Source organism: Arthrobacter sp. NPDC058288, assembly GCF_042880995.1.
Taxonomy (GTDB): Bacteria; Actinomycetota; Actinomycetes; order Actinomycetales; family Micrococcaceae; genus Arthrobacter.
In genome coordinates this window covers 1-20959 of record NZ_JBHVYH010000006.1, presented here as the reverse complement: position 1 = coordinate 20959, position 20959 = coordinate 1, and the positions used below count along the sequence as shown (strand labels likewise).

The following is a 20959-nucleotide window of genomic DNA, read 5'->3' as shown; positions in this document are numbered from 1 at the left end:
CAGCAGCCCGGGAGGGCCCCTAGGCCAGGGGTCGGCTCAGTGGTTCTTCCCTGTCGAAAAGATGAGCTCAGGCCGCCGGCGGAGCCGTGGAGTCACGGATAATCACCTGCGTGGCCAATTCGACGCGGCGGGAGTCGAGAACCTCCCCGCGGGCCTGGCGGAGCAATGCCCGCAATGCAGCCCGCCCCATTTCCTCCAGCGGCTGGGCCACGGAGGTTAGTGCCGGGACAGACTCCTCGCCTTGGGTTGTCCCGTCGAAACCAATGAGGCTCATGTCTTCCGGAATCCTTATGCCCTGGCGGGCTGCTTCACTCAAGACACCCAGTGCGATGCTGTCGCTTGCGGCAAAGATGGCTGTGGGCCGTTCATCAAGTTTGAGCAGTGCCTTCAGCCCGGCCGTTCCGCTGTCACGCCGGAACCTGCCGCCGGAAATGACATACCGGGGATCGACCGGCACGCCGTGAGCCGCCAGCGCGGCCATGTAGCCGTGCAGCCTCGCCTGGTTGCACTCCGCCCGCTCTATGCCGCCAATGTAGGCGATCCGCCGGTGCCCCAACTCCAGCAGGTGCTCCGTGGCCGCCTTGCCGCCCGCCCAGTTCGTCGCTCCTACGCTGACCACGTCTGCCGGGGGCGGATTGAGCGGGTCGATCACGACGACGGGAACCTGGCGCCGCCGGAATGCGTGCAGTTGAGCCTCGCTGAAGGCTGATGTCACCACGATCATTCCCGCCCTGCCCTCGTCGATGATTCGCTGGGCGCGACGCTCCGGGCTGCTTTCCCTTGAGGTTGCCGGACCGGTGGCGCTCACCAGGATTTCAACGTCGGCTCCGGCGGCGAACTGCAGTATGCCGTTCAGGACCTCCACCGTGTAGGCCGCGGTGAGCACGTCGACAACGACCTCAACCACCGTGCCGGTCTTAGTGGCGGAGCGGCGCTGCAGGGGCGACTGGTACCCCGCCTGCTCGAGGGCGGCAAGAACGCGGGCACGCGTTTCCGGCGCCACGTCCTCACGGCCGTTCACCACCTTGGAGACGGTGGGGGTTGAGACCCCGACCTGCAAGGCGACAGCAGCCAGGGTCGTCTTTTCCGCGCGTGCGTTCATGACCAAGGGGTAATCCCGTCTTTTCGAAACATTTCGCTTGCTCTTATCTTGACTTCCGATTCGGGCATCGTCAACCAGGCGGAGTAGATGAGTAGCATAACGGAGCCAAGAAATTCCTTGACTGTGATCCGGACCACCGTTAGATTTGCTTCACCGGTCGCAAGGTTTCGAAATGTTTCGAGTATTGCCAGTGCGGCCACGGACCAATTGATCAGGGCACTCCGCCTCGAAGCAGAGAACGGCTGGCCCTCGTCACACGTTACCGGGACCCAGCGTTGAGCCCGGACGATGAACGGAAACGAAATGAAAATTCGAAAGTTGCGCTCGGTAGCCTTGGCATTTTCCGCCGCCGGAGTGGCAATAAGCCTCGCCGCTTGCGGCTCTTCTGGTCCTGCCGGGTCAAACGTCAGCAGCGGCTCGGCCAGCATGTGGGGCCTTACCGGCGGTAACCAGCCGGTACTGCAGAAGTCGGTGGACGACTGGAACCAGGCGAATCCGGACAAGTCGATCAAACTGGACTTCTTCGCCAACGATGCTTACAAGACCAAGGTCCGAACCGCCGTCGGCGCCGGCGAAGGCCCCACGTTCATCTATGGCTGGGGCGGCGGAGTGTTGAAGTCCTATGTGGATGCCGGTCAAGTAGAGGACCTGTCGAACTTCGTCAAGGACAACCCGGGAGTCAAGGACCGTTACCTTCCGTCCGTGCTCAAGAACGGCGAAGTGGACGGCAAGACCTACGCCCTGCCGAACAACAACGTCCAGCCGGTGGTCCTCTACTTCAACAAGGAAGTATTCGACAAGGTCGGCGCCCAGCCGCCCAAGACCTGGGACGAACTGATGGCCCTCGTGCCGAAGTTCAAGGAAGCCGGCGTCGCGCCGTTTTCGCTCGGCGGACAGTCGAAGTGGCCGGACCTGATGTGGCTTGAGTACCTCGTTGAGCGCATCGGCGGCCCCGAAGTATTCGCAAACATCGCAGCCGACAAGCCCGGAGCCTGGTCCGATCCTGCCGTGAAAGAGGCGCTGACCAAAATCCAGGAACTGGTGGACGCAGGCGGGTTCATTAACGGCTTCTCGTCCGTTGCCGCTGACAGCAACGCCGACCAGGCCCTGATGTACACCGGCAAGGCAGCCATGATCCTCCAGGGCGGCTGGATCTACCAGGGCATGAAGAAGGACGCCGCCGACTTCGTCAAGAGTGGCAAGCTCGGCTACACCACCTTCCCCACCGTTTCCGGCGGCAAGGGGGACCCGGCCAACGTGGTCGGCAACCCTTCCAACTTCTGGTCCATCTCCGCTAAAGCCACTGATGCGCAGAAGAAGGCCGCCCTGGACTACGTCAAGGACGGCATGTTCACTGCGGCCAACACGGACGCTTTGATCAGCTCGGGAGCCGTGCCGGTGGTCACAGGTATCGAAAGCAAACTCGAAGCTTCCCCGGACAAGGACTTCCTGACCTTCGTCTACGGCATGGCCAAGAACGCGCCCAACTTCACGCTCTCCTGGGACCAGGCCCTCAGCCCGGCACAGGGCGATGCGATGCTGTCGAACCTGGACCAGATCTTCCTGAAGAAGATCAGCCCGGACCAGTTCATCACCACCATGAACGCCACGATCGGGAAGTAAGAGACCGTGACATCTCTTGGTTCCGCTAACCGAGGGGTCCGCGACGCGGGCCCCTCGGGGTGGCTCGCGGCTCCCGCACTGTTCTTCTTCCTCGCATTTGCGGTCGTCCCGCTGATCGGCGTCGTTTTCCTCAGCTTCACGAGCTGGAACGGACTGGGCGAGATCAAGCTGGAAGGCCTGTCCAGCTGGACCACGGTCCTGACGGATCCGGTAACGGGCAACGCCCTGGTGGTGACCGCCAAGGTCATGTTCTTCTCATTCATTGTCCAGGCACCGGTCAGCCTGCTGCTGGGCGTCTTCACCGCGGGCAGCCAGAGATACCGTGCCGCCCTGGCCGTGCTCTACTTCCTGCCGCTGCTGCTGTCCTCTGCCGCGGTTGCGATTGCCTTCAAAGCATTGCTCGACCCCAACTTCGGCCTGGGTCCCGGATTTCACCTGCCAATCCTTGCCCAGGACTGGCTCGGAAATTCCGACCTGGTGCTCTTCGTGGTGGTCTTCGTGATCGCGTGGCAGTTTGTCCCTTTCCACACACTGATCTACCAGGGCGGCGTTCGACAGATTCCCACGTCGCTGTACGAGGCAGCGGAAATTGATGGCGCAGGACGCTTCCGCCAGTTCTGGAACATCACCCTGCCCCAGCTGAAGTACACCGTCATCACATCCTCCACCTTGATGGTGGTGGGAAGCCTGGCCTACTTCGACCTCATCTTCGTCCTCACCGGCGGCGGACCGGGCTACAGCACCCGGCTCCTCCCGCTGCATATGTACCTGACGGGCTTCAAAGCCAATGACATGGGAGCCGCCAGCGCACTGGGTGTCATGCTCATCGTCATCGGCCTGGGACTTGCGCTTCTGTTGCAGCGCCTGGGCGGCAAGAACCGCAACGCCAGCCAATTGGAAGGTGCCTGATGGCGTCCACGACTCAACTACCGATTCCTCCTTCCTCGGCCACGAGCAGCGTCGCCGCAAAACCCGATCCCCGCACCAAGGGCCCGGGACGGCTGCGCCCAAACCTTGCGGGCGGCCTGGGCGGCTGGCTTTGGCTGGCGATCATCATCGTCCCGATCTACTACGTGGTGATCACCAGCTTCAAGAACCAGGCCGGATTCTTTACCTCCAATCCGATGCTCCCGGCCACGGAGCCAACCCTGGACAACTACAAGCTGGTGCTGGAGAACAACTTCGTCACGTACTTCACCAACAGCCTCATCGTCACCCTCGGTACGGTGCTTCCTGCACTGCTGGTGTCCTTCATGGCCGCCTACGCGATCGTCCGGGGCAAGGGACGGTTCCTCAGCCTGACGAACAACCTGTTCCTCCTTGGCCTCGCCATCCCGCTCCACGCCACGATCATTCCGATCTACTGGATGATCACCAGGGCCCACCTCTATGACACCCTGCTGGCACTGATCCTGCCGTCCGTGGCTTTTGCCATCCCGGTCAGCGTCCTCATCCTGTCCAACTTCATGCGGGATGTGCCAAACGAACTGTTCGAGTCGATGCGGCTGGACGGCTGCTCCGACTGGGCCATGATGTGGCGGCTTGCCCTTCCCATGACCAAGCCGGCTGTCATCACGGTGGGCATCTATAACGCCCTGCACGTCTGGAACGGCTTCCTCTTCCCGTTGATCCTGACCCAGAGCCCCGCCACCAGGGTCCTGCCCCTCTCCCTTTGGACGTTCCAGGGAGAGTTCAGCGTGAACATCCCGGCCATTCTGGCCTCCGTCGTGCTGGCGACGCTCCCCCTCCTGGTGATTTACGTCGTCGCCCGCCGCCAGCTGCTCAGCGGCCTCACCGCCGGCTTCAGCAAATAGAAAGGAACTCCGGTGACCAATCACAAACCCCTGCGGGTCGGCATGGTGGGCTACGCGTTCATGGGTGCAGCCCACTCCCACGCCTGGCGCACGGCGCCCCGGTTCTTCGACCTCCCGCTGCAGCCCCGGCTCACCGCCGTTGCCGGCCGGAACGCCGACGGCGTGCGGGCCGCAGCAGACAAGCTTGGCTGGGAATCGGTTGAGACGGACTGGCGGCGCCTGATCGAGCGCGACGACATCGACCTGATCGACATCTGCACACCCGGCGACACCCATGCCGAGATTGCGATCGCCGCCCTTGAAGCCGGCAAGCATGTGCTGTGCGAGAAGCCGCTGGCAAATTCCGTCGAGGAAGCGGAAAGAATGACTCTCGCGGCGGAGACTGCTGCCAAGCAGGGCATCCTCTCGATGTGCGGCTTCAGCTACCGCCGGACGCCCGCCTTGGCGCTGGCGAAACGGTTTGTCGAACAAGGCAGGCTCGGCGACCTCCGGCACATCCGTGCCCAGTATCTGCAGGACTGGCTCTCCGACGAGAACGCACCCATGACCTGGCGGCTGGACAAGGCCAAGTCCGGATCCGGCTCCCTGGGAGACATCGGGGCGCACAGCATCGACGCCGCCCAGTGGGTCACCGGACAGAACATCACCGGCGTCTCGGCACTGCTGGAAACATTCGTCCCGGAACGCCCGCTTGCCGGGGACCTGGTCGGCCTGGGCGGGCACGGCGACCTCAGCAGCGACGCACCGCGGGGAAAGGTCACCGTGGACGACGCGGCGATCTTCAGCGCAAGGTTCGACGGCGGAGCTACTTCCGCAGGCGCGGTGGGAGTCTTCGAGGCCACCCGTTACGCACTGGGCCGGAAGAACGCCATGCGCCTGGAACTCAACGGAACCCGGGGTTCACTTGCCTTCGACTTCGAGGAAATGAACGTCCTGTCCTTCTACGACGCGGCCGAATCCCCCGACGCCGGATTCCGCCGGATTTTTGTCACCGAGCCGGAGCACCCGTACGCCGGGAGCTGGTGGCCCACCGGCCATGGTCTCGGCTACGAGCACGGCTTCACGCACCAGGTAGTGGACCTCGTCACCGCGATCGGTGAGGGCCGCGAGCCGGAACCCTCTTTCGCCGACGCGTTGCAGGTCCAGCGGGTCCTGGCGGCCGTGGAGTCCAGTGCGGCCAACTCCAGCCAATGGCAGAAAGTCTAAACAAAGGAAACCCCGACATGACAGAACGCAAGAACGCCCTGGTGGTCCGCGGCGGCTGGGACGGCCATCAGCCCTACGAGGCCACGGAACTCTTTATCCCCTTCCTCAAGGACAACGGCTACGACGTCCGCGTGGAGGAATCCCCCAAGGTGTACGCCGACGCCGGATACATGGCAGGCGTGGACCTGATCATGCAGTGCATGACCATGACCACCATCGAAAAGGACGAGTTCGCCGGGCTGCGCGCCGCCGTCGAAAACGGCACGGGCCTGGCCGGCTGGCACGGCGGGATCGCCGATTCCTACCGGAACAACTCCGACTACCTCCACCTGATCGGCGGCCAGTTCGCCTGCCACCCCGGCAAGCACCCTGACGAGTGCACCGGCGAGCAGTCGGATAACTACGTGCCCTACACAGTCACCATGCTGCCCGCAGCCGCGGAGCACCCCATCACCCAGGGGATCAAGGACTTTGACCTCGTCACTGAACAATACTGGGTGCTCTCGGACGACTACATCGACGTACTCGCCACCACCACCCAGAAAGTCCGCGAGTGGGACCCGTGGAACCGCGAAGTCACCTCCCCGGCGATCTGGACGCGGCAATGGGGCACGGGCCGGATCTTCGTAGCCACCCCCGGGCACCGTGTCGAAATCCTCCAGGACGCCAATGTCCGTACCATCATCGAAAGGGGCCTGCTGTGGGCAAGCCGTTAAAAGTAGGAATCGTCGGCTGCGGCGCCATCATCTCGCAGTACCTCGCTAATTTCCGCACGCTCAAGGACATCGAACTGGTGGCCGTCGCGGACCTGGATCCGGCGCGCGCCCAGGCCGTGGCAGAGCAGTATGAGGGCGTTCGCGCCCTATCCGTTGACGAGCTCCTCGCCGCGGACGACGTCGAACTTGTCCTGAACCTGACCATCCCGGCTGCGCACGCCGAGGTTGCGCTGAAGGCCATTGCGGCGGGCAAAGGCGTGTACGGCGAGAAGCCGCTGGCAGCCACCACTGCGGAGGCACGCCAGGTGCTGGACGCAGCACGCGAGGCAGGCGTGGCGGTCGGCTGCGCTCCCGACACAGTCCTCGGCACCGGCATCCAGACCGCCCGCAAAGCAATCGATGACGGACTGATCGGTGCGCCCATCTCCGCCTCCGCCACCATGGTGACACCCGGCCACGAGCGCTGGCACCCGAATCCCGACTTCTACTACCAGCCCGGCGGCGGTCCCCTCCTCGATATGGGCCCCTACTACGTGACTGCGCTGGTGACCCTGCTGGGTCCCGTCGTCTCCGTGGTGGGCGCCGCGAGCCACACCCGCAATGAACGGACCATCGGCTCCGGGCCGCGCCAAGGCGAAAAGGTCCCGGTAGACATCGACTCCCACGTCACCGGCGTCCTGGTCCACGCCTCGGGCGCGCTGTCCACCCTCTTGATGAGCTTCGACGCGGTAAAGTCCAAGTCGCCGAACATCGAGATCCATGGGGAACGCGGGTCGCTGGTAGTGCCGGACCCCAACCACTTTGATGGCGAGGTCCAGCTGTTTTCCCTGGGCGCTGATGCCTGGGAGACCCTTCCGGTGTCCGCCGGGTACGTGGACTCCGGCCGCGGTTTTGGCATTGCGGACCTGGCTTCCACCCCGGACGGAGTCGAACCACGGGCGGGCGGGGCCCTGGCCTACCACGTCCTTGAGGTCATGGAATCAGTACTCGAATCTGCCCACAACGGCTCGGCAGTGCGCATCAACAGCACTGTGGAGCGGCCGGACAGCGTCACGTTGACCGTCCTGGCGGACGGGATGGACCGGCTCCAGGCGCAGGGGGCCGCTTCCTAGCAGCTTGCTGATCAATGCCGGGCAGGTTCGCGGACGACGCTACCTGCCCGGCATTGTGCTGACTACTGGTTTCATTGGTCGAAATACTAAGGTGGTGGGGGTCACTGGCGACGACAAAAGGAACGGTGTGACATGACAGCAGTCCCGAACGGGGATCCGAACAGCACCGGACCGGTCGTCGCTGCTCCTGCCCGCGGAAAAAGGCCCAAGCAGGGCGAACCCGTCATCGACCGTGCGTTGAGCCTCCTCGCCGTGTTTACCGACCGGCGCCGTGCCCTTACCCTTTCCGAGATGGCAAGGTACGCGGACATGCCTGCGCCAACGGCGCTCCGGCTCATCGCCCGGCTGGTGGCCTGGGGTGCGCTGGAAAGGCTCGACGACGGGCGGTACGTGGTGGGCGTGCGGCTCTGGGAAGTCGCCTCCTTGTCTCCCCGCGGCCACGGCGTGCGGGAAATCGCCCTGCCGTACCTCGAGGACCTCTTTGAAGTGACACGCCACCACGTCCTGCTGGCGGTGCGCGACAGGAACGAGGCCGTCCTCATCGAGCGGCTGTCCTCCAAGGAGGCGACGGAAGTGGCGTACCGGGTGGGCGGCCGCGCACCGCTGCGGTCCACCGCCGTCGGGCTCGTCCTGCTGGCCGGCGCGGACACGGCGTTCCAGGACTCCGTCATCCGGCAGCCGGCCGACGTGGAAGCCGGCGTGGACGCCATGCCGGAGGGGCAGCTCAGGCGCACCCTTTCCGACGTGCGCCGTACAGGCGTGGCCATGATCAGGAGATCCGCGCCGTCCCGGACGGTGTCCGTGGCGTCGCCCATTTTCGACGCCCAGGGCGCCGTCGCCGCCGCGCTTTCCATCGTTGTTCCCGACGGCGCCACTCCCCCGAACGTACTGGCGCCGGCGGTCCAGGCCACGGCCAGGGCGGTCTCCCGGAACCTGGGATTCAAGGCCGAGGTCAGCGGCGGTGTGCGGCACGTCGCACAAGCGTGATCCGGGTTAGAAAAACGGCTGGAGAAATAGGACACATAAACTTTTCTTAATTCCGGAAATCACCGGTACAGTTTCATGGTTAGGCCAGCCTAAGTACGGACGTGAGGACCACCATGATTCCTGCCCCGCCCCTCGCCTGCCCTGACACGGGGCAGGACCTCGACCCGGCAACCTTTGCTGGCAGTCTCGCCCGGCATGGCGATCTTCCTGCCGTTCTGACGGCGGCGGCGTCGCTCTCCTACCGGGAACTGGCCGGACTCGTGGATGCCACTGCGGCCACCCTCGGACCCGTGCGGCGCCTGGTGTTGCTCGAAGCCCGGAACGACGTGGACTCGCTGGTCGCCTACCTTGCGGCCCTTTCCGCCGGCCACCCGTTGATCGTCGTTCCCGGCGACAAGGCGGGTTCCTCGGGCTCCATCGCCGCTGCCTACAGGCCGGACGTCATCCTCCGGTCTGGAGACGGCAACGGCCGTCCGGCCATCGAGGAAGTGCGGCCCGGCACATCGCACGAACTCCACCCGGACCTCGCCCTGCTCCTCAGCACCTCGGGGTCCACCGGCTCACCGAAACTGGTGCGCCTCTCGCACGTCAACCTGCAATCAAACGCGGAGTCGATTGCCGAATACCTGGGCATCCGTCCGGAGGACCGCGCGGCCACCACCCTGCCGATGTCCTACTGCTACGGGCTATCGGTCATCAACAGCCACCTGGCACGCGGCGCCGCGCTGGTGCTCACGGATCTCTCGGTCGTCGATCCGTGCTTCTGGGACCTTTTTGCCGCCCGCGGTGCGACGTCCTTTGCAGCAGTCCCTTACACCTTTGAGCTCTTGGACCGCGTCGGGTTTAGCGGGATGGATTTGCCGCACCTGCGCTATGTGACGCAGGCCGGCGGGAGGCTTGCCCCTGAGCAAGTGCGCGAGTTCTCGCGGTTGGGCCGGCGGCGGGGCTGGGATCTCTTTGTCATGTACGGTGCCACTGAAGCAACGGCCCGGATGGCGTACCTTCCCCCTGAACTGGCCGAAAGCGCGCCGGAAACCATCGGCATTCCCGTGCCGGGCGGTTCCTTCCGGATAGACCCCGTTGCAGGTTTGGACGACGGCGAACTGGTGTACACCGGCCCGAATGTGATGCTCGGCTATGCCGAGAGCCCGGACGACCTCTCAGCGGGCCGGACAGTCGCCGAGCTTCGGACCGGCGACCTGGCCCGGCAGCATCCCACCGGCATTTACGAAATCGTGGGACGGCGCAGCCGGTTCGTCAAGGTGGTCGGGTTGCGCGTGGATCTCGGGCAGGTGGAGCGGATCCTTGCCGGGCTGGGCGTTTCCGGGGCCTGCGCGGGATCCGACGACGGCCTGGTGGTCGCTGTGGAAGGTGACCACGATGAACGGCTGCTGGGCAAGGTCCTCGCGCAGGGCGTGGGCCTGCCGCGCACGTCCGTCGACGTGCACGCCGTCGAGCACCTTCCCCGGCTGGGGAGCGGGAAGGTGGACTACCCCGCCGTCCTGGAGCTCGCCGCCACGCGGGCTGCCCCTGCACCTGCACGTGAAGCGCCCGCTTCCGCGGCTGACGAGGGACCAGCGGACGTCCCGAAGATTTTCGCGGAACAGCTGGAGCACGACGACGTCACGGACGACAGCACGTTCGTCACCCTCGGCGGGGACTCGCTGTCCTACGTGGCCGTCTCCGTCCGGCTGGAAATAGCCCTCGGCAACCTCCCGCAGGACTGGCATGTCCGCACGGTCCGCGAACTCATGAACCCCGGCCTCACGAACCCCGGGAAGCCCCCGCAACGGCGGAGGCGGTTCTTCGCCCGGCTGGAGACGGGGATAGTCCTGCGGGCGCTTGCGATCGTCTTCATCGTCAGCACCCACGTTGGCCTTTTCAGCTGGCAGGGCACCGCGCATGTACTGATGGCCGTCGCCGGGTTCAACTTTGCCCGCTTCCAGCTCACCGGAGAAAGGCTGCCCCGGCTTCGCCGCCAGCTGCGCAGCCTCGGCAGGGTTGTTGTTCCCAGCGTCCTCTTTATTGGCGCGGCCTACCTGCTCACCGACCGGTACAGCGTCGCCAACGTGCTGCTCCTCAACGCCATCATCGGCCCGGACGAGGTGACAACACAGTGGCACTTCTGGTTTGTTGAGGTGTTGGTCTACATCCTTGCGGCGGCTGGTGCCTTGCTGGCTGTTCCGTGGGCTGACCGTGCGGAGCGGCGCTTCCCATGGGCTTTCCCCCTGGTGCTGACAGCAGTGGGGCTGCTGGAACGATTCGAGCTGGTGGATCCCGAGGTGCCCAACACCGGGCCGGTGCTGTGGCTTTTCGCGCTCGGCTGGGCGGTGGCGCGTTCGCGGAACCTCGTCCAGCGGCTCGCTGTCACGGCCGTCACCGTGCTCACCGTTCCAGGCTTCTTCGACAACCCGAACCGTGAGGCCACCCTCGTTGCCGGCATCCTCCTGCTCATCTGGGTTCGCAGCATTCCAGTGCCCGCCCGCCTGCACGGTTTGGTGGGCCTGCTGGCTGCATCCTCGCTCTACGCCTACCTCACACATTGGCTGGTGTACCCCCTGCTGGTGGACACCAGCCCTGCGTTAGCGGTTGCCGCTTCGCTTGCCGCCGGGGTGGCGTACTGGGCGCTGTCCATGCGCGTGATGGCGGCGTTGCGCCGCTGGAAGAGGACCCGGCTCCGGGAAAAACTCCAAGGGTCCTAGGAAGGCGCGTGGCCGGGAGCGAGGTTCCTGGTAGCCGGGCCCTGGATCACCGTGCCGTCGGTGCTGAACCGGGAACCGTGGCACGGGCAGTCCCAGGTCACGTCGGCCGGGTTGAACTCCACGGTGCAGCCCAGGTGCGTGCAAACCGCCGAGACGGCGCTGACATCGCCCGCGGGGCTGAGGTAGACAGCGGTCTTGGCCCCGCCTACGTCCAGGACTCTTCCTTCTCCGGGAACGAGGTCCGGCCAGGCCGGAGCGCTGCCGGCGAGCCCGGCGGGAGGCGCCGTCGCGTCCTCTGTCGCAGGCGGCACCGCACCCTCCTCGCGGACGGTCCTGGTGCTGTCAAATAAAGCCGCCCCCGCGTTAGCGCGGCCGCACAGCGTGTCCCGGAGGATCAGCGCAGCGGCCGTTCCGTTCGTCAGGCCCCATTTGCGCAGGCCCGTGATTACGTGGACATGCCGGAAGTCCGGCGACAGGCGGCCGACGAAGGGCAGCCCGTCGGCGGGCATGGCGTCCTGGGTGGACCAGCGGAAGGCGATCTCCCCGGCGCCCAGGCGGTCCCGGGCGAAAGCCGCGAGACGCCGGTATCGTTCGGCGGAATCGACGCCTTCGGTGGCAGGGTGTCCTTCACCGCCGGCCAGCACGTAATTGGTGCCTTCGACGTCGACGGTCAGGATGGAGCGCATCGGCTCATCAACGCTGACGAAGGTTGCGTCCAGCGGAGCCACCGCGCTCCGGGCAGCGACGATATACGAGCGGTGCGCGTAGCATCGCCCGGCGTAGAGCCCGCCATCCCCGAACGGCAGGTTGGTCGCCACAATGATCTCCTTGGCCCGGACGGAGCCCCGCTCCGTCTCCACCACCGCCGGCGACCCGTCGCGGAACCCTGTGGCAAGCGACTCCTCAAAGACAAAGCTGCCATCGCCGTCCACTGCGCGGGCCAGTCCCTGCACGTACCTGAGTGCGTGGATCTGCGCCTGGTTGTCGAAACGCACCGCGCCGCGGACGTTGAACGGCAGCGGCACCTCGGTGGTAAAGGACGCCGGAAGCCCGAGCCTCCCGGCGAGTGCAGCCTCCTCCCGGACCAGGGCGAGCGCGCGGTCCGATTCGGCGTAGGTGTAGTTGGAGACCCGCCGGAAGCCGCAGTCGATCCCTTCGTCCGCCACAGTGCCGGCCACATGCTCGATCGCGGCCTCGTTGGCCTGCCCGTAGAGGCGGGCCGCCTCCGTGCCGTGATGTGCGGCAAGTCCGGTGTAGGCCAGCCGGTGCAGGGACGTGACTTTCCCGGTGGTGTTCCCGGTGACTCCCGTGCCCACCCTGGCGGCCTCCAGCACGGCCACCGTCTGGCCGGCACGTTTCAGTGCCAGTGCGGCGGTGAGGCCCGCGATGCCGCCACCGATCACGGCTACGTCGACGTCGATGTCCTCCCGGAGCGCCGCATAACTGGTTAGTCTGCTGCTGGCCACCCACAGGGAACCCTGCCTGCCTGCGAGCTGCTCAGTCACTGATGGTCCCGCCTTCCACGTAGTTGGCTTCCCCAACTAGTACGCTTCCCGACGCCGGGCGGTCAATGCCGGCCGGTCAGTTCCCGGCGGGTTTCGCGGCCTTGGCAGCGGCCTTGGCTGCCTGCTTGCTGGCGCGCACTTTGACCAGGGACTCCGGATCCACAATGTCGGCCACGGACAGGTAGGCGTCCTCCTGGCCGTAATGGCCGGCGGCTTCGCGCCACCCTTCGGCTTTGAGGCCGCACTGCTTCCCGAGCAGCGCGAGGAAGATCTTCGCCTTTTGCTCGCCGAATCCCGGCAGGGCCTTCAGCCGGCGAAGCACTTCCTTGCCGTCAGGGTCGCCCTTGGTCCAGATGGCCGTGGCATCCCCGTTCCAGTCCTGGTGCACGGTCTCCGCGAGGGCCTGCACGCGTCCGGCCATGGATCCGGGGAACCGGTGTACGGCCGGGCGCTCTTTGAACATCTCGACGAATTCCTGGGGGTCGTACCCGGCAATCGCCGCGGGGTCCATGGAACCGATGCGCGTCCGGATCTTTTCGGGACCGGCAAACGCCGATTCCATGGTTACCTGCTGGTCGAGCAGCATGCCGGTAAGCAGTGCAAACGCATCGTCGCTGAGTAGTTTGTCGGCGGCCGGGTCCCCGGTGATGTGCAGTTCCATGCGTTCTATCCTGCCACCCGGCCGGGCCGGCGTCATGGGTTGCGCCGAGACCGGGTCTCCGATCACGCTAAACGGCCTGTGAGCGGCCCTTCCACTGCTCCCGCCACGCCGCAGCAGCCCACACGGCCAGCAGGACGGCCACCAGCAGCAGGCCGGCTTCGCCCAGGTCCACCGCGCCCAGCCAGGTGGTGAGCGGATCCTCCAAACCGAACGCCGCGTTGAGGAATCCGCCCAGGGTAATGGCTGAAATGAACAGCGCGGACACGGCGGAGATCCCGGTGATCAGGGCGTTGAACCCGAGTTTCCGCTGTGGATCGTGGATGGCTGACCGGTACATACGCATCATGGCCACGCCGTTGACCGTGTCGCACAAGGTCATGGCAGCCGTGAACGCCAGCGGCAGTGCGAGTAACGCGATCGGGGAGACCCCGGCGAGGGATGCCGCCGTCGTCATCACCAAAAGCCCGATGGTGGTGGCGGTATCGAAACCGAGCCCGAACAGGAATCCGATCACGTAGATGTTCCGCGGTCGTTGCACCCTGGACAGGGGTTTGGCCAGCAGGCGTGCCACGAAGCCTTTCGCCTCGAGGTCTTCGTCCCGCACAGTCCCGCCGCCCTGCACGTTCCGGTATGCCTGCGCTGCCCTGATGAACGCCGAGCCGTTGAACAGGCCCATGGCCAGCAGGAACAACCCGGAGACCCCGCTGCCGATCAGCCCCAGCACCAGGTTCCCGGCCGTACCGTCCTCCATGAACTGGCCCACCATGGCGGCGCCGCCCAGCACCAGGACCCCGGCCAGGATCACCACCGAACTGTGGCCCAGGCTGAACGCGAACCCCACGCTTACCGGATCCTTGTGCTGCGCCACGAACTTCCGCGTCGAATTGTCGATCGCAGCGAGGTGGTCCCAGTCGTAGCTGTGCTTGATGCCGGCCAGGTAGGCGGTCAGCACCAGCCCCAGCGCCAACGGTTGCGCGGCCCCCGCCGAACCGGCAAGCAAGAGAACGACGGCGGCAAGATGGAGTGCCCCCACCGCACCGAAGGCGAAGAGCAGGCGGGTCCGCAGCGGCAGCTGCTCCCGTTCCCGGTACATGGCGGCAACCCCGGTGAGCATGGCCATCAGTACTTCCTCAGGTTCAGGGGCGCCTGCCCGTGCCAGCGGTCCCGCAGCAGGGCGGTGCAGGCCCCCAGCAGCCGGTTGAGTTCCTCCGTGGAGTTGGACAGCGACCGCAGCACCAGGCCGGTGGTCCCGCCCACGCATGCGGTCAGGGAAACACCAGTGTAGGCGTCATGGCGTGAGGCGAGGGCGTGGAGCTCGTCGGCGAGCGCCTGGTCCACGCGGGGGTCCACCACCACCAGCGATCCCAGGTGGCTGCAGCCCTCCATGAAGCCCATGCCGGTAACGTCGTTGAGCGGCGGCCGGATCAGCAGGTTATCCAAGGCCAGGAGCCCGGTGCCGTCCGGTGTTTGTACGTGGATCTCGTTGCGGAGCCGCAGTTCCTCGTACCGGAACGAGGCGCCGTCGGGGGACCACCCCGGTGTCACCACTTCAGCCATCACCAGGCTCGACGACGGCCGCACAGTGATGTGCGTCCTCTGCCGGTAACTGGCCTCCCGGTACGCGATCAGCTGGTCCGGGGCCAACTCCAGCTGCGCCCCCTCCCCCAGCCGCAGGCTCATCCGCTGCTCCGCAAACGACCCCGGAGTCCGGTAGATCTTCGTGGCGGACTGGGTGGTCAGCAGAAGCCTCGCCCCGTCGCCCACCTCTACGTCAATCACATAGAGATCAGCCCCAAGATAGGCACCGCCCGGGTTGACCATGACGTAGCAGACCTGCCCCGAGTCATCGAGATAGTGCGGCCGCAAAACCCGCAGGGCGCCTTCATGGAATTGCCGGGACGCTATGGATCGCCCGCCCCGCTCACTGATGACGAGCTCAAGCACGCCGCGAGGCGACCCATCGGCAGAGGCGGCCGCGGGCGCCAGCACCGCCGTCGTGCTCATTGGGCCAGGTCGAGCATCAGGACATCGCGCCGCACCCATTCGATGACGGCGTCGAGGCCTTCGTCGGTCTTCAGGTTGGTGAAGCAGAACGGCTTCTCGCCCCGGAATTCCTTCGAGTCCCGCTCCATCACGGACAGGTCGGCGCCGACGTGGGGTGCGAGGTCGGTTTTATTGATGATGAACAGATCGGACTTGATCATGCCCTGGCCGGCCTTGCGCGGGATCTTCTCGCCCTGCGCAACGTCGATGATGTAGATCGAAAAATCGACAAGCTCAGGGCTGAACGTGGCGGACAGGTTGTCCCCGCCGGATTCCACGAAAATGACCTGCAGGTCCGGGTGGCGTTTCTTGAGTTCTTCGATGGCCGCGGTGTTCATCGATGTGTCCTCGCGGATGGCTGTGTGGGGGCAGCCGCCGGTTTCGACGCCGATGATCCGGTCCTCGGGCAGGATGCCGTTGGCGGCGAGGATCTTGGCGTCCTCGATGGTGTAGATGTCGTTGGTGATGGCGGCCATGGAGATCTCGCGGCTCATGTGCCGGGTCAGTCGCTCCACGAGCTGGGTCTTGCCGGCACCGACCGGTCCGCCGATGCCGATCTTGATGGGTTCAGTCATGGTGTCCTCCTGCTAGCTCATGAACATGCGGGCGCGTTGACGCTCGTGCCGCATCTGCGAAATTTCAAGTCCGGGGCTGACGGCCCCGAAGTCGTCCAGCGCCAGGCGACCGATCCGCCCGACGGCGGCAGCGACGTCGTCGGATGCTTTCCGCAGCAGCCGCTGGCCGGCGTTCTGCCCCAGCGGAATGGCGCGGACGGCGTTCTGCGTCAGCGACGTGACGGCGGCGAAAAGGTACGCTGCGAGCGCTTCGGTGAGCGGCACACCCAGGGAACGGGCGACGACGGCGAACGCCAGCGGCTGATGGCCGGCAGCACGTCTTTCCGTCACCAGCGCCTTGTAGCCGGCCAGCTCCGGGGAAGGGAACACCTCCGAGCCGATCTCCAGGAGCCGGGTGCCCATCTTCGTGCTCGCCTCCCGCAGCTGCCGCGGCAGGAGCTGTGCGGTCAGCAGCGCATCCAGCTCCGCAACGGGAACGCCTTCATAGAGGAAGCGGATGGCCAGCCCGTCGGAGTAGCTCAGCTGCTGCCCGATGAACGCGGACAGCCACACCCCGAAGGACGCCTCATCGTGGACCAGGCCGCGCTCAATGTAGGTCTCGAAGCCGAGCGAGTGCGCAAACGCACCTGTAGGCAGGGCGGAGTCGGTCAGCTGCTGCAGCGCGAGCTGGTAGGACCCTGCCACGGCCACCGCGTCAGTGCGAGTGTTCAGCATGGCGGAAGGGGACGGGCATCACGCGTTCCTGGCGGTCGTAGGGCACTCCGACATGTTTGAGGTAATCCTCCACGGTGTGGTCGTAGGCGCACACCATCACCTCTGCCGCGTACTCCGAGGCGGCGTCGAAGAACTGGGCCTGCAGGTGCCGGTTGCCCAGGGAGTGCGCCACCACGCCCATCTCGTGGATGGTCCGCGGCGCCACCACCAGGACGTCGGTGGGCAGCACGGACACCACAATCATGTTGGCATCGGCCACGTGCAGGATGTCGCCGTCGCGGAGGTCCCCGGAACCGGACGGCAGCCGGATGCCCAGCTCCTTGCCGTGGTCCGTGGTGACGCGCTGGATCCGCTTGACCAGCTGGGCGCTGGGCAGCACCACCTTCTCCCGGTGCAGCCCGGCGAAGGCCGCGGTTTCAGCGGCAGGGAGGTCATGCAGGTTGCCGAGGATCTTTTCGATAATCACGGGTGCTCCGGTGCTCGGGAGGTTAGAAAAGGAAGTAGCGCTGCGCCATGGGCAGCACGTCCGCCGGTTCGCAGGTCACGTCCTCGCCGTCCACCGTCACCTGGTACGTTTCCGGGTCCACCTGGATGTCCGGCGTGGCGTCGTTGAACTTGAGGTCGGCCTTGGACAGCGTCCGGATCCCGGACACGGGCCGGATGTTCTTTTGGAGCCCCAGCTGTTCCGGCACACCGGCCTCGATGGCGGCCTGGGACAGGAAGGTGATGGAGGACTGCTGCACGGCCTTGCCGAACGCGGCAAACATGGGACGCATCGTCCGCGGCTGCGGCGTGGGGATGGAGGCGTTGGCGTCACCCATCAGCGCGTAGGCGATCTGCCCGCCCTTGAGCACCAGTTCGGGCTTGACCCCGAAGAACGCCGGATCCCAAAGCACCAGGTCCGCGAACTTGCCTTCCTCGACGGAGCCGATGGAGTCCGCCATGCCCTGCGCGAGAGCCGCGTTGATAGTGTATTTCGCCACGTAACGCTTGAGCCGGAAGTTGTCGCTGTCTTCTGAACCGTGCTCTCGGCCGGCCGGGTCTTTCAGCACACCGCGCTGCTTCTTCATCTTGTCTGCCACCTGCCAGGTGCGGGTGATCACCTCTCCCACCCGGCCCATGGCCTGGGAGTCGGAGGAGGTGATGGCGAAGATGCCCATGTCCTGCAGGACGTCCTCGGCGGCGATGGTTTCTGCGCGGATGCGGGAATCGGCGAACGCCACGTCTTCCGGGATGTCCGGGTTGAGGTGGTGGCACACCATCAGCATGTCCAGGTGCTCTTCGATGGTGTTGCGCGTGTACGGCAGCGTGGGGTTGGTGGAGGCGGGCAGCACGTTGGGCAGCCCGGCAATCTTGATGATGTCCGGGGCGTGCCCGCCGCCGGCACCCTCGGTGTGGAAGGTGTGGATGACCCGGCCGGCGATGGCCCTGATGGTGTCCTCCACGAAGCCGCATTCATTGAGGGTGTCGGTGTGGATGGCCACTTGGACGTCGTATTCGTCCGCCACCTTCAGGGAGTTGTCGATCGAGGACGTGGTGGATCCCCAGTCCTCATGGACCTTGAGTCCGATGGCGCCGGCCCGGATCTGCTCGGCGAGCGGTTCGACGGCGGACGCGTGGCCCTTGCCGAACAGCCCGATGTTGATGGGCATTCCCTCGGTGGCCTGCAGCATCCGCTGGATGTGCCATTTGCCGGGCGTGACAGTGGTGGCCTTGGTGCCTTCCGCCGGCCCGGTTCCGCCGCCCACCATGGTGGTCACGCCGCTGGTGAGCGCGGTGGGCACCTGGTCCGGCGAGATGAAGTGGATGTGTGTGTCCACGCCGCCGGCGGTGAGGATCTTGCGCTCCCCGGCGATGATTTCGGTGCTGGCACCGATCACGATGTCCACGCCGTCGGTGATCTGCGGGTTGCCGGCCTTGCCGATCTTGAAGATGTGGCCGTCCCTGATCGCGACGTCGGCTTTGTAGATGCCGGTGTAGTCCAGGATGACGGCGTTAGTGATCACGGTGTCTGGGATGTCCTCGTCGCGGACCGCCTGGCCGTTCTGGCCCATGCCGTCGCGGATCACCTTGCCGCCGCCGAACACCACTTCCTCGCCGTAGGCGGTGAGGTCCTTTTCGACCTCCAGGAACAGCTCGGTGTCCGCCAGGCGGATGCTATCGCCCGTCGTCGGGCCGTAGAGGTCCGCGTACTGCCTGCGGGTCAGTTCGAAACTCACTTGGCACCCTCCGTCGTTCCGGACGGCGCGGCCGTTGCCAGCGCGCCGTTGACCGCGTTGCTCAGGCCATATACCTCGCGTGTGCCCGCCAGCTCTATCAGCCGGACCGTCTTGCTGTCCCCCGGCTCAAAGCGGGCCGCCGTGCCGGCCGGGATGTCCAGCCGGCGCCCGTAGGCAGCCGTGCGGTCGAACTCAAGGGCGGCGTTCGCTTCCGCGAAGTGGTAATGCGAACCCACCTGCACGGGCCGGTCACCGGTGTTAACGACGACGACGTCGATCGCCTCGCGTCCGGCATTGATCACCACGGGCGTGGACCCGAGAACATATTCGCCTGGAATCATCGCCTGCCCCTAGCGGATCGGATCGTGGACAGTGACGAGCTTGGTGCCGTCCGGGAACGTGGCCTCGATCTGGACGTCGTGGATCATTTCCGGCACGCCCTCCATCACGTCGTCCCGGGTCAGCAGCGTGGTGCCGTAACTCATGAGGTCGGCCACGGTACGGCCGTCCCGGGCGCCCTCAATCAGTTCGTAGCTGATGATTGCCACGGATTCAGGGAAGTTCAGCTTCAGGCCGCGGGCCTGGCGGCGCCGGGCAAGGTCTGCGGCGACCACGATCATGAGCTTTTCCTGCTCACGGGGCATCAGATGCATCGAAAATCCCTTCAACGTACTGCTTGTGTAACTACAGTAGGCCGGTCACGTTTCCGTGAGATTTCCGGGGCCCGTCCCCCGGTTTCAGGGGCGGCGGGAGACGGCGCTGCGGCCCTTAGCCTTCACATTCAACGCAATAGGCGTGGCCGTTCTTTTCGCGGGCGATCTGGGACCGGTGCCGGACCAGGAAACAGGAATAGCAGGTGAATTCATCCTGTGCCTGCGGGATGACCTGGACTACCAGTTCCTCGGCGACGAACTCGCCGCCGGGGACCATGCCGTCATCGAGGGCGTCGGTCTCATCCAGCTCCCGGACAACGCTGCGCGCATCGGGGGCATTGGCGGACTGAAGCGCCTCCAGGGAGTTCTCCTGGGATTCCTTGACGTCGGATCGTACTTCGTCGTAATCGGTTGCCACTGGGGTGTTTCTCTTTTCTGATGTTCTTGTCTGACGGGAATGCAACCTACACCATCGCACCCTTATTCCCGCTCCACCACCACGAACTAAGTCGAAGTGGTGTAATGTCCGGCACGCTGCGGGAAAAATTCAGGCTGCGGAGGCTGCCGGTGAGTCCCTCAGAACCAGTTGCGTTCGGACCTTGATGCCCTCTGTAGGGGCTTCGTCCAGGACGACCAGCGCTATGACATCTTTGCCGGCGACGACGGCCGTGGGCCTGTCAGCGAGCCGGCGTTAAGGGGCCGGTGTTACTGGCCACCGTTTAATGTCGGTGCCTGCTGTCATGCTCTGGGTATGGACGGCAGTGCGGTTGCGGGGACGTTGGAGGCCATGGCGGCCTCCCTTGCTGTGCTGATGGCATGTGCCGGGAACGTGGGCGGGGCCGGGGCCGGGGGTGCTGCTGGTGTTGACCCTCTTCGCGATGAAGCGGACGCGTGCCTGGACGGCCTGGCGGGGGTGTGCGGCATGGAAGCCATGCTGGCCGCGGTGAAGGTGCACTTCGCTGCCGGGTACGCGGCCGCGGCGGACGTGTTGGCGGGCCCGGCCGTTTCCCCGCAGGAGCGCACCGCCCGGGACATGGCAGTGACAGCAGAAGTGGCCTGTGCCCTGACGGTGAGCGAACGCTCGGCCGCGGCGCTGTTGGCGGAGTCGGCCACCCTGACCACCGGGCTGCCCCTGACCCTGTCCGCGCTGCGGGCAGGGAGCATTTCGTGGCAGCACGCACGGGTGATGTGTGATGAAACATCCGGTCTGGACCCGGCCGCGGCCGCTGCCTTGGAGGGGCATTTCCTGGACCCCGGGGCCCCTTTTGCTGCGCGGGGCTGCCCGGCCGGGGAGCTGGTGCCGGGCAGGTTCCGGGCCAAAGCGCGC

General features: G+C 65.7%; 22 protein-coding genes. 9 read left to right on the top strand and 13 right to left on the bottom strand.

Annotated elements, in window-relative coordinates; all coding sequences use genetic code 11:
* Positions 1–67: 67 nt before the first annotated feature.
* On the bottom strand, positions 68–1102 hold the full coding sequence (locus tag ACFVWT_RS15595) for a LacI family DNA-binding transcriptional regulator (protein WP_390249323.1): 1035 nt from the start codon (positions 1100–1102) through the stop codon (positions 68–70).
* Positions 1099–1530, bottom strand: coding sequence for a hypothetical protein (locus tag ACFVWT_RS15590; protein ID WP_390249321.1), 432 nt, complete (start codon positions 1528–1530; stop codon positions 1099–1101). Before ACFVWT_RS15590 ends, ACFVWT_RS15595 begins: the two co-directional genes overlap by 4 nt.
* On the opposite strand from ACFVWT_RS15590, the gene ACFVWT_RS15585 reads away from it, so the two are divergent.
* The 8 genes from ACFVWT_RS15585 (at position 1529) to ACFVWT_RS15550 (ending at position 11262) form a co-directional block, all read left to right on the top strand.
* Positions 1529–2725 (top strand): extracellular solute-binding protein, encoded by a 1197-nt coding sequence (locus ACFVWT_RS15585; RefSeq protein WP_390249319.1) that lies wholly within the window; start codon positions 1529–1531, stop codon positions 2723–2725. The genes ACFVWT_RS15590 and ACFVWT_RS15585 overlap by 2 nt on opposite strands.
* 6 nt (positions 2726–2731) lie before the next feature.
* Entirely contained in the window at positions 2732–3634 is a 903-nt protein-coding gene (locus ACFVWT_RS15580; protein WP_390249317.1) for a carbohydrate ABC transporter permease, read from the top strand.
* Positions 3634–4539, top strand: coding sequence for a carbohydrate ABC transporter permease (locus tag ACFVWT_RS15575; RefSeq protein ID WP_390249315.1), 906 nt, complete (start codon positions 3634–3636; stop codon positions 4537–4539). The genes ACFVWT_RS15580 and ACFVWT_RS15575 overlap by 1 nt, the downstream gene beginning before the upstream one ends.
* A 12-nt stretch (positions 4540–4551) precedes the next feature.
* Positions 4552–5745 (top strand): Gfo/Idh/MocA family protein, encoded by a 1194-nt coding sequence (locus ACFVWT_RS15570; protein WP_390249313.1) that lies wholly within the window; start codon positions 4552–4554, stop codon positions 5743–5745.
* Positions 5746–5762: 17 nt separating this feature from the next.
* The gene (locus tag ACFVWT_RS15565) at positions 5763–6461 is read left to right on the top strand and encodes a ThuA domain-containing protein (RefSeq protein WP_390249311.1); all 699 of its coding nucleotides are present in this window, start codon (positions 5763–5765) and stop codon (positions 6459–6461) included.
* On the top strand, positions 6446–7573 hold the full coding sequence (locus tag ACFVWT_RS15560) for a Gfo/Idh/MocA family protein (protein WP_390249309.1): 1128 nt from the start codon (positions 6446–6448) through the stop codon (positions 7571–7573). The genes ACFVWT_RS15565 and ACFVWT_RS15560 overlap by 16 nt, the downstream gene beginning before the upstream one ends.
* Positions 7574–7705: 132 nt before the next feature.
* Complete coding sequence (locus ACFVWT_RS15555; RefSeq protein WP_390249307.1) at positions 7706–8560, top strand: IclR family transcriptional regulator; 855 nt, start codon at positions 7706–7708, stop codon at positions 8558–8560.
* 113 nt (positions 8561–8673) lie between these two features.
* Positions 8674–11262: an AMP-binding protein gene (locus ACFVWT_RS15550; protein WP_390249305.1), complete on the top strand. Its 2589-nt coding sequence runs from the start codon at positions 8674–8676 to the stop codon at positions 11260–11262.
* Here ACFVWT_RS15550 and ACFVWT_RS15545 read toward each other — a convergent pair.
* The 11 genes from ACFVWT_RS15545 to ACFVWT_RS15495 form a co-directional block, all read right to left on the bottom strand.
* Positions 11259–12767 carry an FAD-dependent oxidoreductase gene (locus ACFVWT_RS15545; RefSeq protein ID WP_390249303.1) on the bottom strand — a complete coding sequence of 503 codons (1509 nt, stop codon included), beginning with the start codon at positions 12765–12767 and terminating at the stop codon, positions 11259–11261. The genes ACFVWT_RS15550 and ACFVWT_RS15545 overlap by 4 nt on opposite strands.
* Positions 12768–12843: 76 nt before the next feature.
* Entirely contained in the window at positions 12844–13428 is a 585-nt protein-coding gene (locus tag ACFVWT_RS15540) for an HhH-GPD-type base excision DNA repair protein (RefSeq protein ID WP_390249301.1), read from the bottom strand.
* A 67-nt stretch (positions 13429–13495) separates the two neighbouring features.
* A complete protein-coding gene (locus ACFVWT_RS15535) occupies positions 13496–14548 on the bottom strand; it encodes a HoxN/HupN/NixA family nickel/cobalt transporter (protein ID WP_390249299.1) in 1053 nt (350 codons plus the stop codon).
* On the bottom strand, positions 14548–15432 hold the full coding sequence (locus tag ACFVWT_RS15530) for an urease accessory protein UreD (RefSeq protein ID WP_390249297.1): 885 nt from the start codon (positions 15430–15432) through the stop codon (positions 14548–14550). Before ACFVWT_RS15530 ends, ACFVWT_RS15535 begins: the two co-directional genes overlap by 1 nt.
* The gene (gene ureG / locus ACFVWT_RS15525) at positions 15429–16046 is read right to left on the bottom strand and encodes an urease accessory protein UreG (RefSeq protein ID WP_390249295.1); all 618 of its coding nucleotides are present in this window, start codon (positions 16044–16046) and stop codon (positions 15429–15431) included. Before ureG ends, ACFVWT_RS15530 begins: the two co-directional genes overlap by 4 nt.
* A 12-nt stretch (positions 16047–16058) precedes the next feature.
* Complete coding sequence (locus tag ACFVWT_RS15520; protein ID WP_390249293.1) at positions 16059–16760, bottom strand: urease accessory protein UreF; 702 nt, start codon at positions 16758–16760, stop codon at positions 16059–16061.
* Entirely contained in the window at positions 16741–17226 is a 486-nt protein-coding gene (gene ureE / locus ACFVWT_RS15515) for an urease accessory protein UreE (RefSeq protein WP_390249291.1), read from the bottom strand. Before ureE ends, ACFVWT_RS15520 begins: the two co-directional genes overlap by 20 nt.
* Before the next feature lie 22 nt (positions 17227–17248).
* Positions 17249–18979, bottom strand: a complete 1731-nt coding sequence (gene ureC, locus ACFVWT_RS15510) for an urease subunit alpha (RefSeq protein ID WP_390249289.1) — start codon at positions 18977–18979, stop codon at positions 17249–17251.
* A complete protein-coding gene (locus ACFVWT_RS15505; RefSeq protein ID WP_390249287.1) occupies positions 18976–19320 on the bottom strand; it encodes an urease subunit beta in 345 nt (114 codons plus the stop codon). Before ACFVWT_RS15505 ends, ureC begins: the two co-directional genes overlap by 4 nt.
* A 9-nt stretch (positions 19321–19329) precedes the next feature.
* Positions 19330–19632, bottom strand: a complete 303-nt coding sequence (locus tag ACFVWT_RS15500; protein ID WP_011690112.1) for an urease subunit gamma — start codon at positions 19630–19632, stop codon at positions 19330–19332.
* Positions 19633–19747: 115 nt separating this feature from the next.
* Entirely contained in the window at positions 19748–20050 is a 303-nt protein-coding gene (locus ACFVWT_RS15495; protein ID WP_011690111.1) for a DUF4193 domain-containing protein, read from the bottom strand.
* A 333-nt stretch (positions 20051–20383) separates the two neighbouring features.
* On the opposite strand from ACFVWT_RS15495, the gene ACFVWT_RS15490 reads away from it, so the two are divergent.
* On the top strand, positions 20384–20959 hold a 576-nt coding region (locus ACFVWT_RS15490; protein ID WP_390249284.1), incomplete at its 3' end, for a DUF222 domain-containing protein.

Excerpts from the sequence above, each read along its gene's own strand:
- ACFVWT_RS15530 (WP_390249297.1), bottom strand. The coding sequence starts at position 15,432 with ATGAGCACGACGGCGGTGCTGGCGCCCGCGGCCGCCTCTGCCGATGGG.
- ACFVWT_RS15550 (WP_390249305.1), top strand. The coding sequence starts at position 8,674 with ATGATTCCTGCCCCGCCCCTCGCCTGCCCTGACACGGGGCAGGACCTC.
- ACFVWT_RS15555 (WP_390249307.1), top strand. The coding sequence starts at position 7,706 with ATGACAGCAGTCCCGAACGGGGATCCGAACAGCACCGGACCGGTCGTC.
- ACFVWT_RS15595 (WP_390249323.1), bottom strand. The coding sequence starts at position 1,102 with ATGAACGCACGCGCGGAAAAGACGACCCTGGCTGCTGTCGCCTTGCAG.
- ACFVWT_RS15575 (WP_390249315.1), top strand. The coding sequence starts at position 3,634 with ATGGCGTCCACGACTCAACTACCGATTCCTCCTTCCTCGGCCACGAGC.
- ACFVWT_RS15505 (WP_390249287.1), bottom strand. The coding sequence starts at position 19,320 with ATGATTCCAGGCGAATATGTTCTCGGGTCCACGCCCGTGGTGATCAAT.
- ACFVWT_RS15585 (WP_390249319.1), top strand. The coding sequence starts at position 1,529 with ATGTGGGGCCTTACCGGCGGTAACCAGCCGGTACTGCAGAAGTCGGTG.
- ACFVWT_RS15535 (WP_390249299.1), bottom strand. The coding sequence starts at position 14,548 with ATGGCCATGCTCACCGGGGTTGCCGCCATGTACCGGGAACGGGAGCAG.
- ACFVWT_RS15590 (WP_390249321.1), bottom strand. The coding sequence starts at position 1,530 with ATGCTGGCCGAGCCGCTGCTGACGTTTGACCCGGCAGGACCAGAAGAG.
- ureG (WP_390249295.1), bottom strand. The coding sequence starts at position 16,046 with ATGACTGAACCCATCAAGATCGGCATCGGCGGACCGGTCGGTGCCGGC.
- ACFVWT_RS15520 (WP_390249293.1), bottom strand. The coding sequence starts at position 16,760 with ATGCTGAACACTCGCACTGACGCGGTGGCCGTGGCAGGGTCCTACCAG.
- ACFVWT_RS15500 (WP_011690112.1), bottom strand. The coding sequence starts at position 19,632 with ATGCATCTGATGCCCCGTGAGCAGGAAAAGCTCATGATCGTGGTCGCC.
- ACFVWT_RS15565 (WP_390249311.1), top strand. The coding sequence starts at position 5,763 with ATGACAGAACGCAAGAACGCCCTGGTGGTCCGCGGCGGCTGGGACGGC.
- ACFVWT_RS15540 (WP_390249301.1), bottom strand. The coding sequence starts at position 13,428 with ATGGAACTGCACATCACCGGGGACCCGGCCGCCGACAAACTACTCAGC.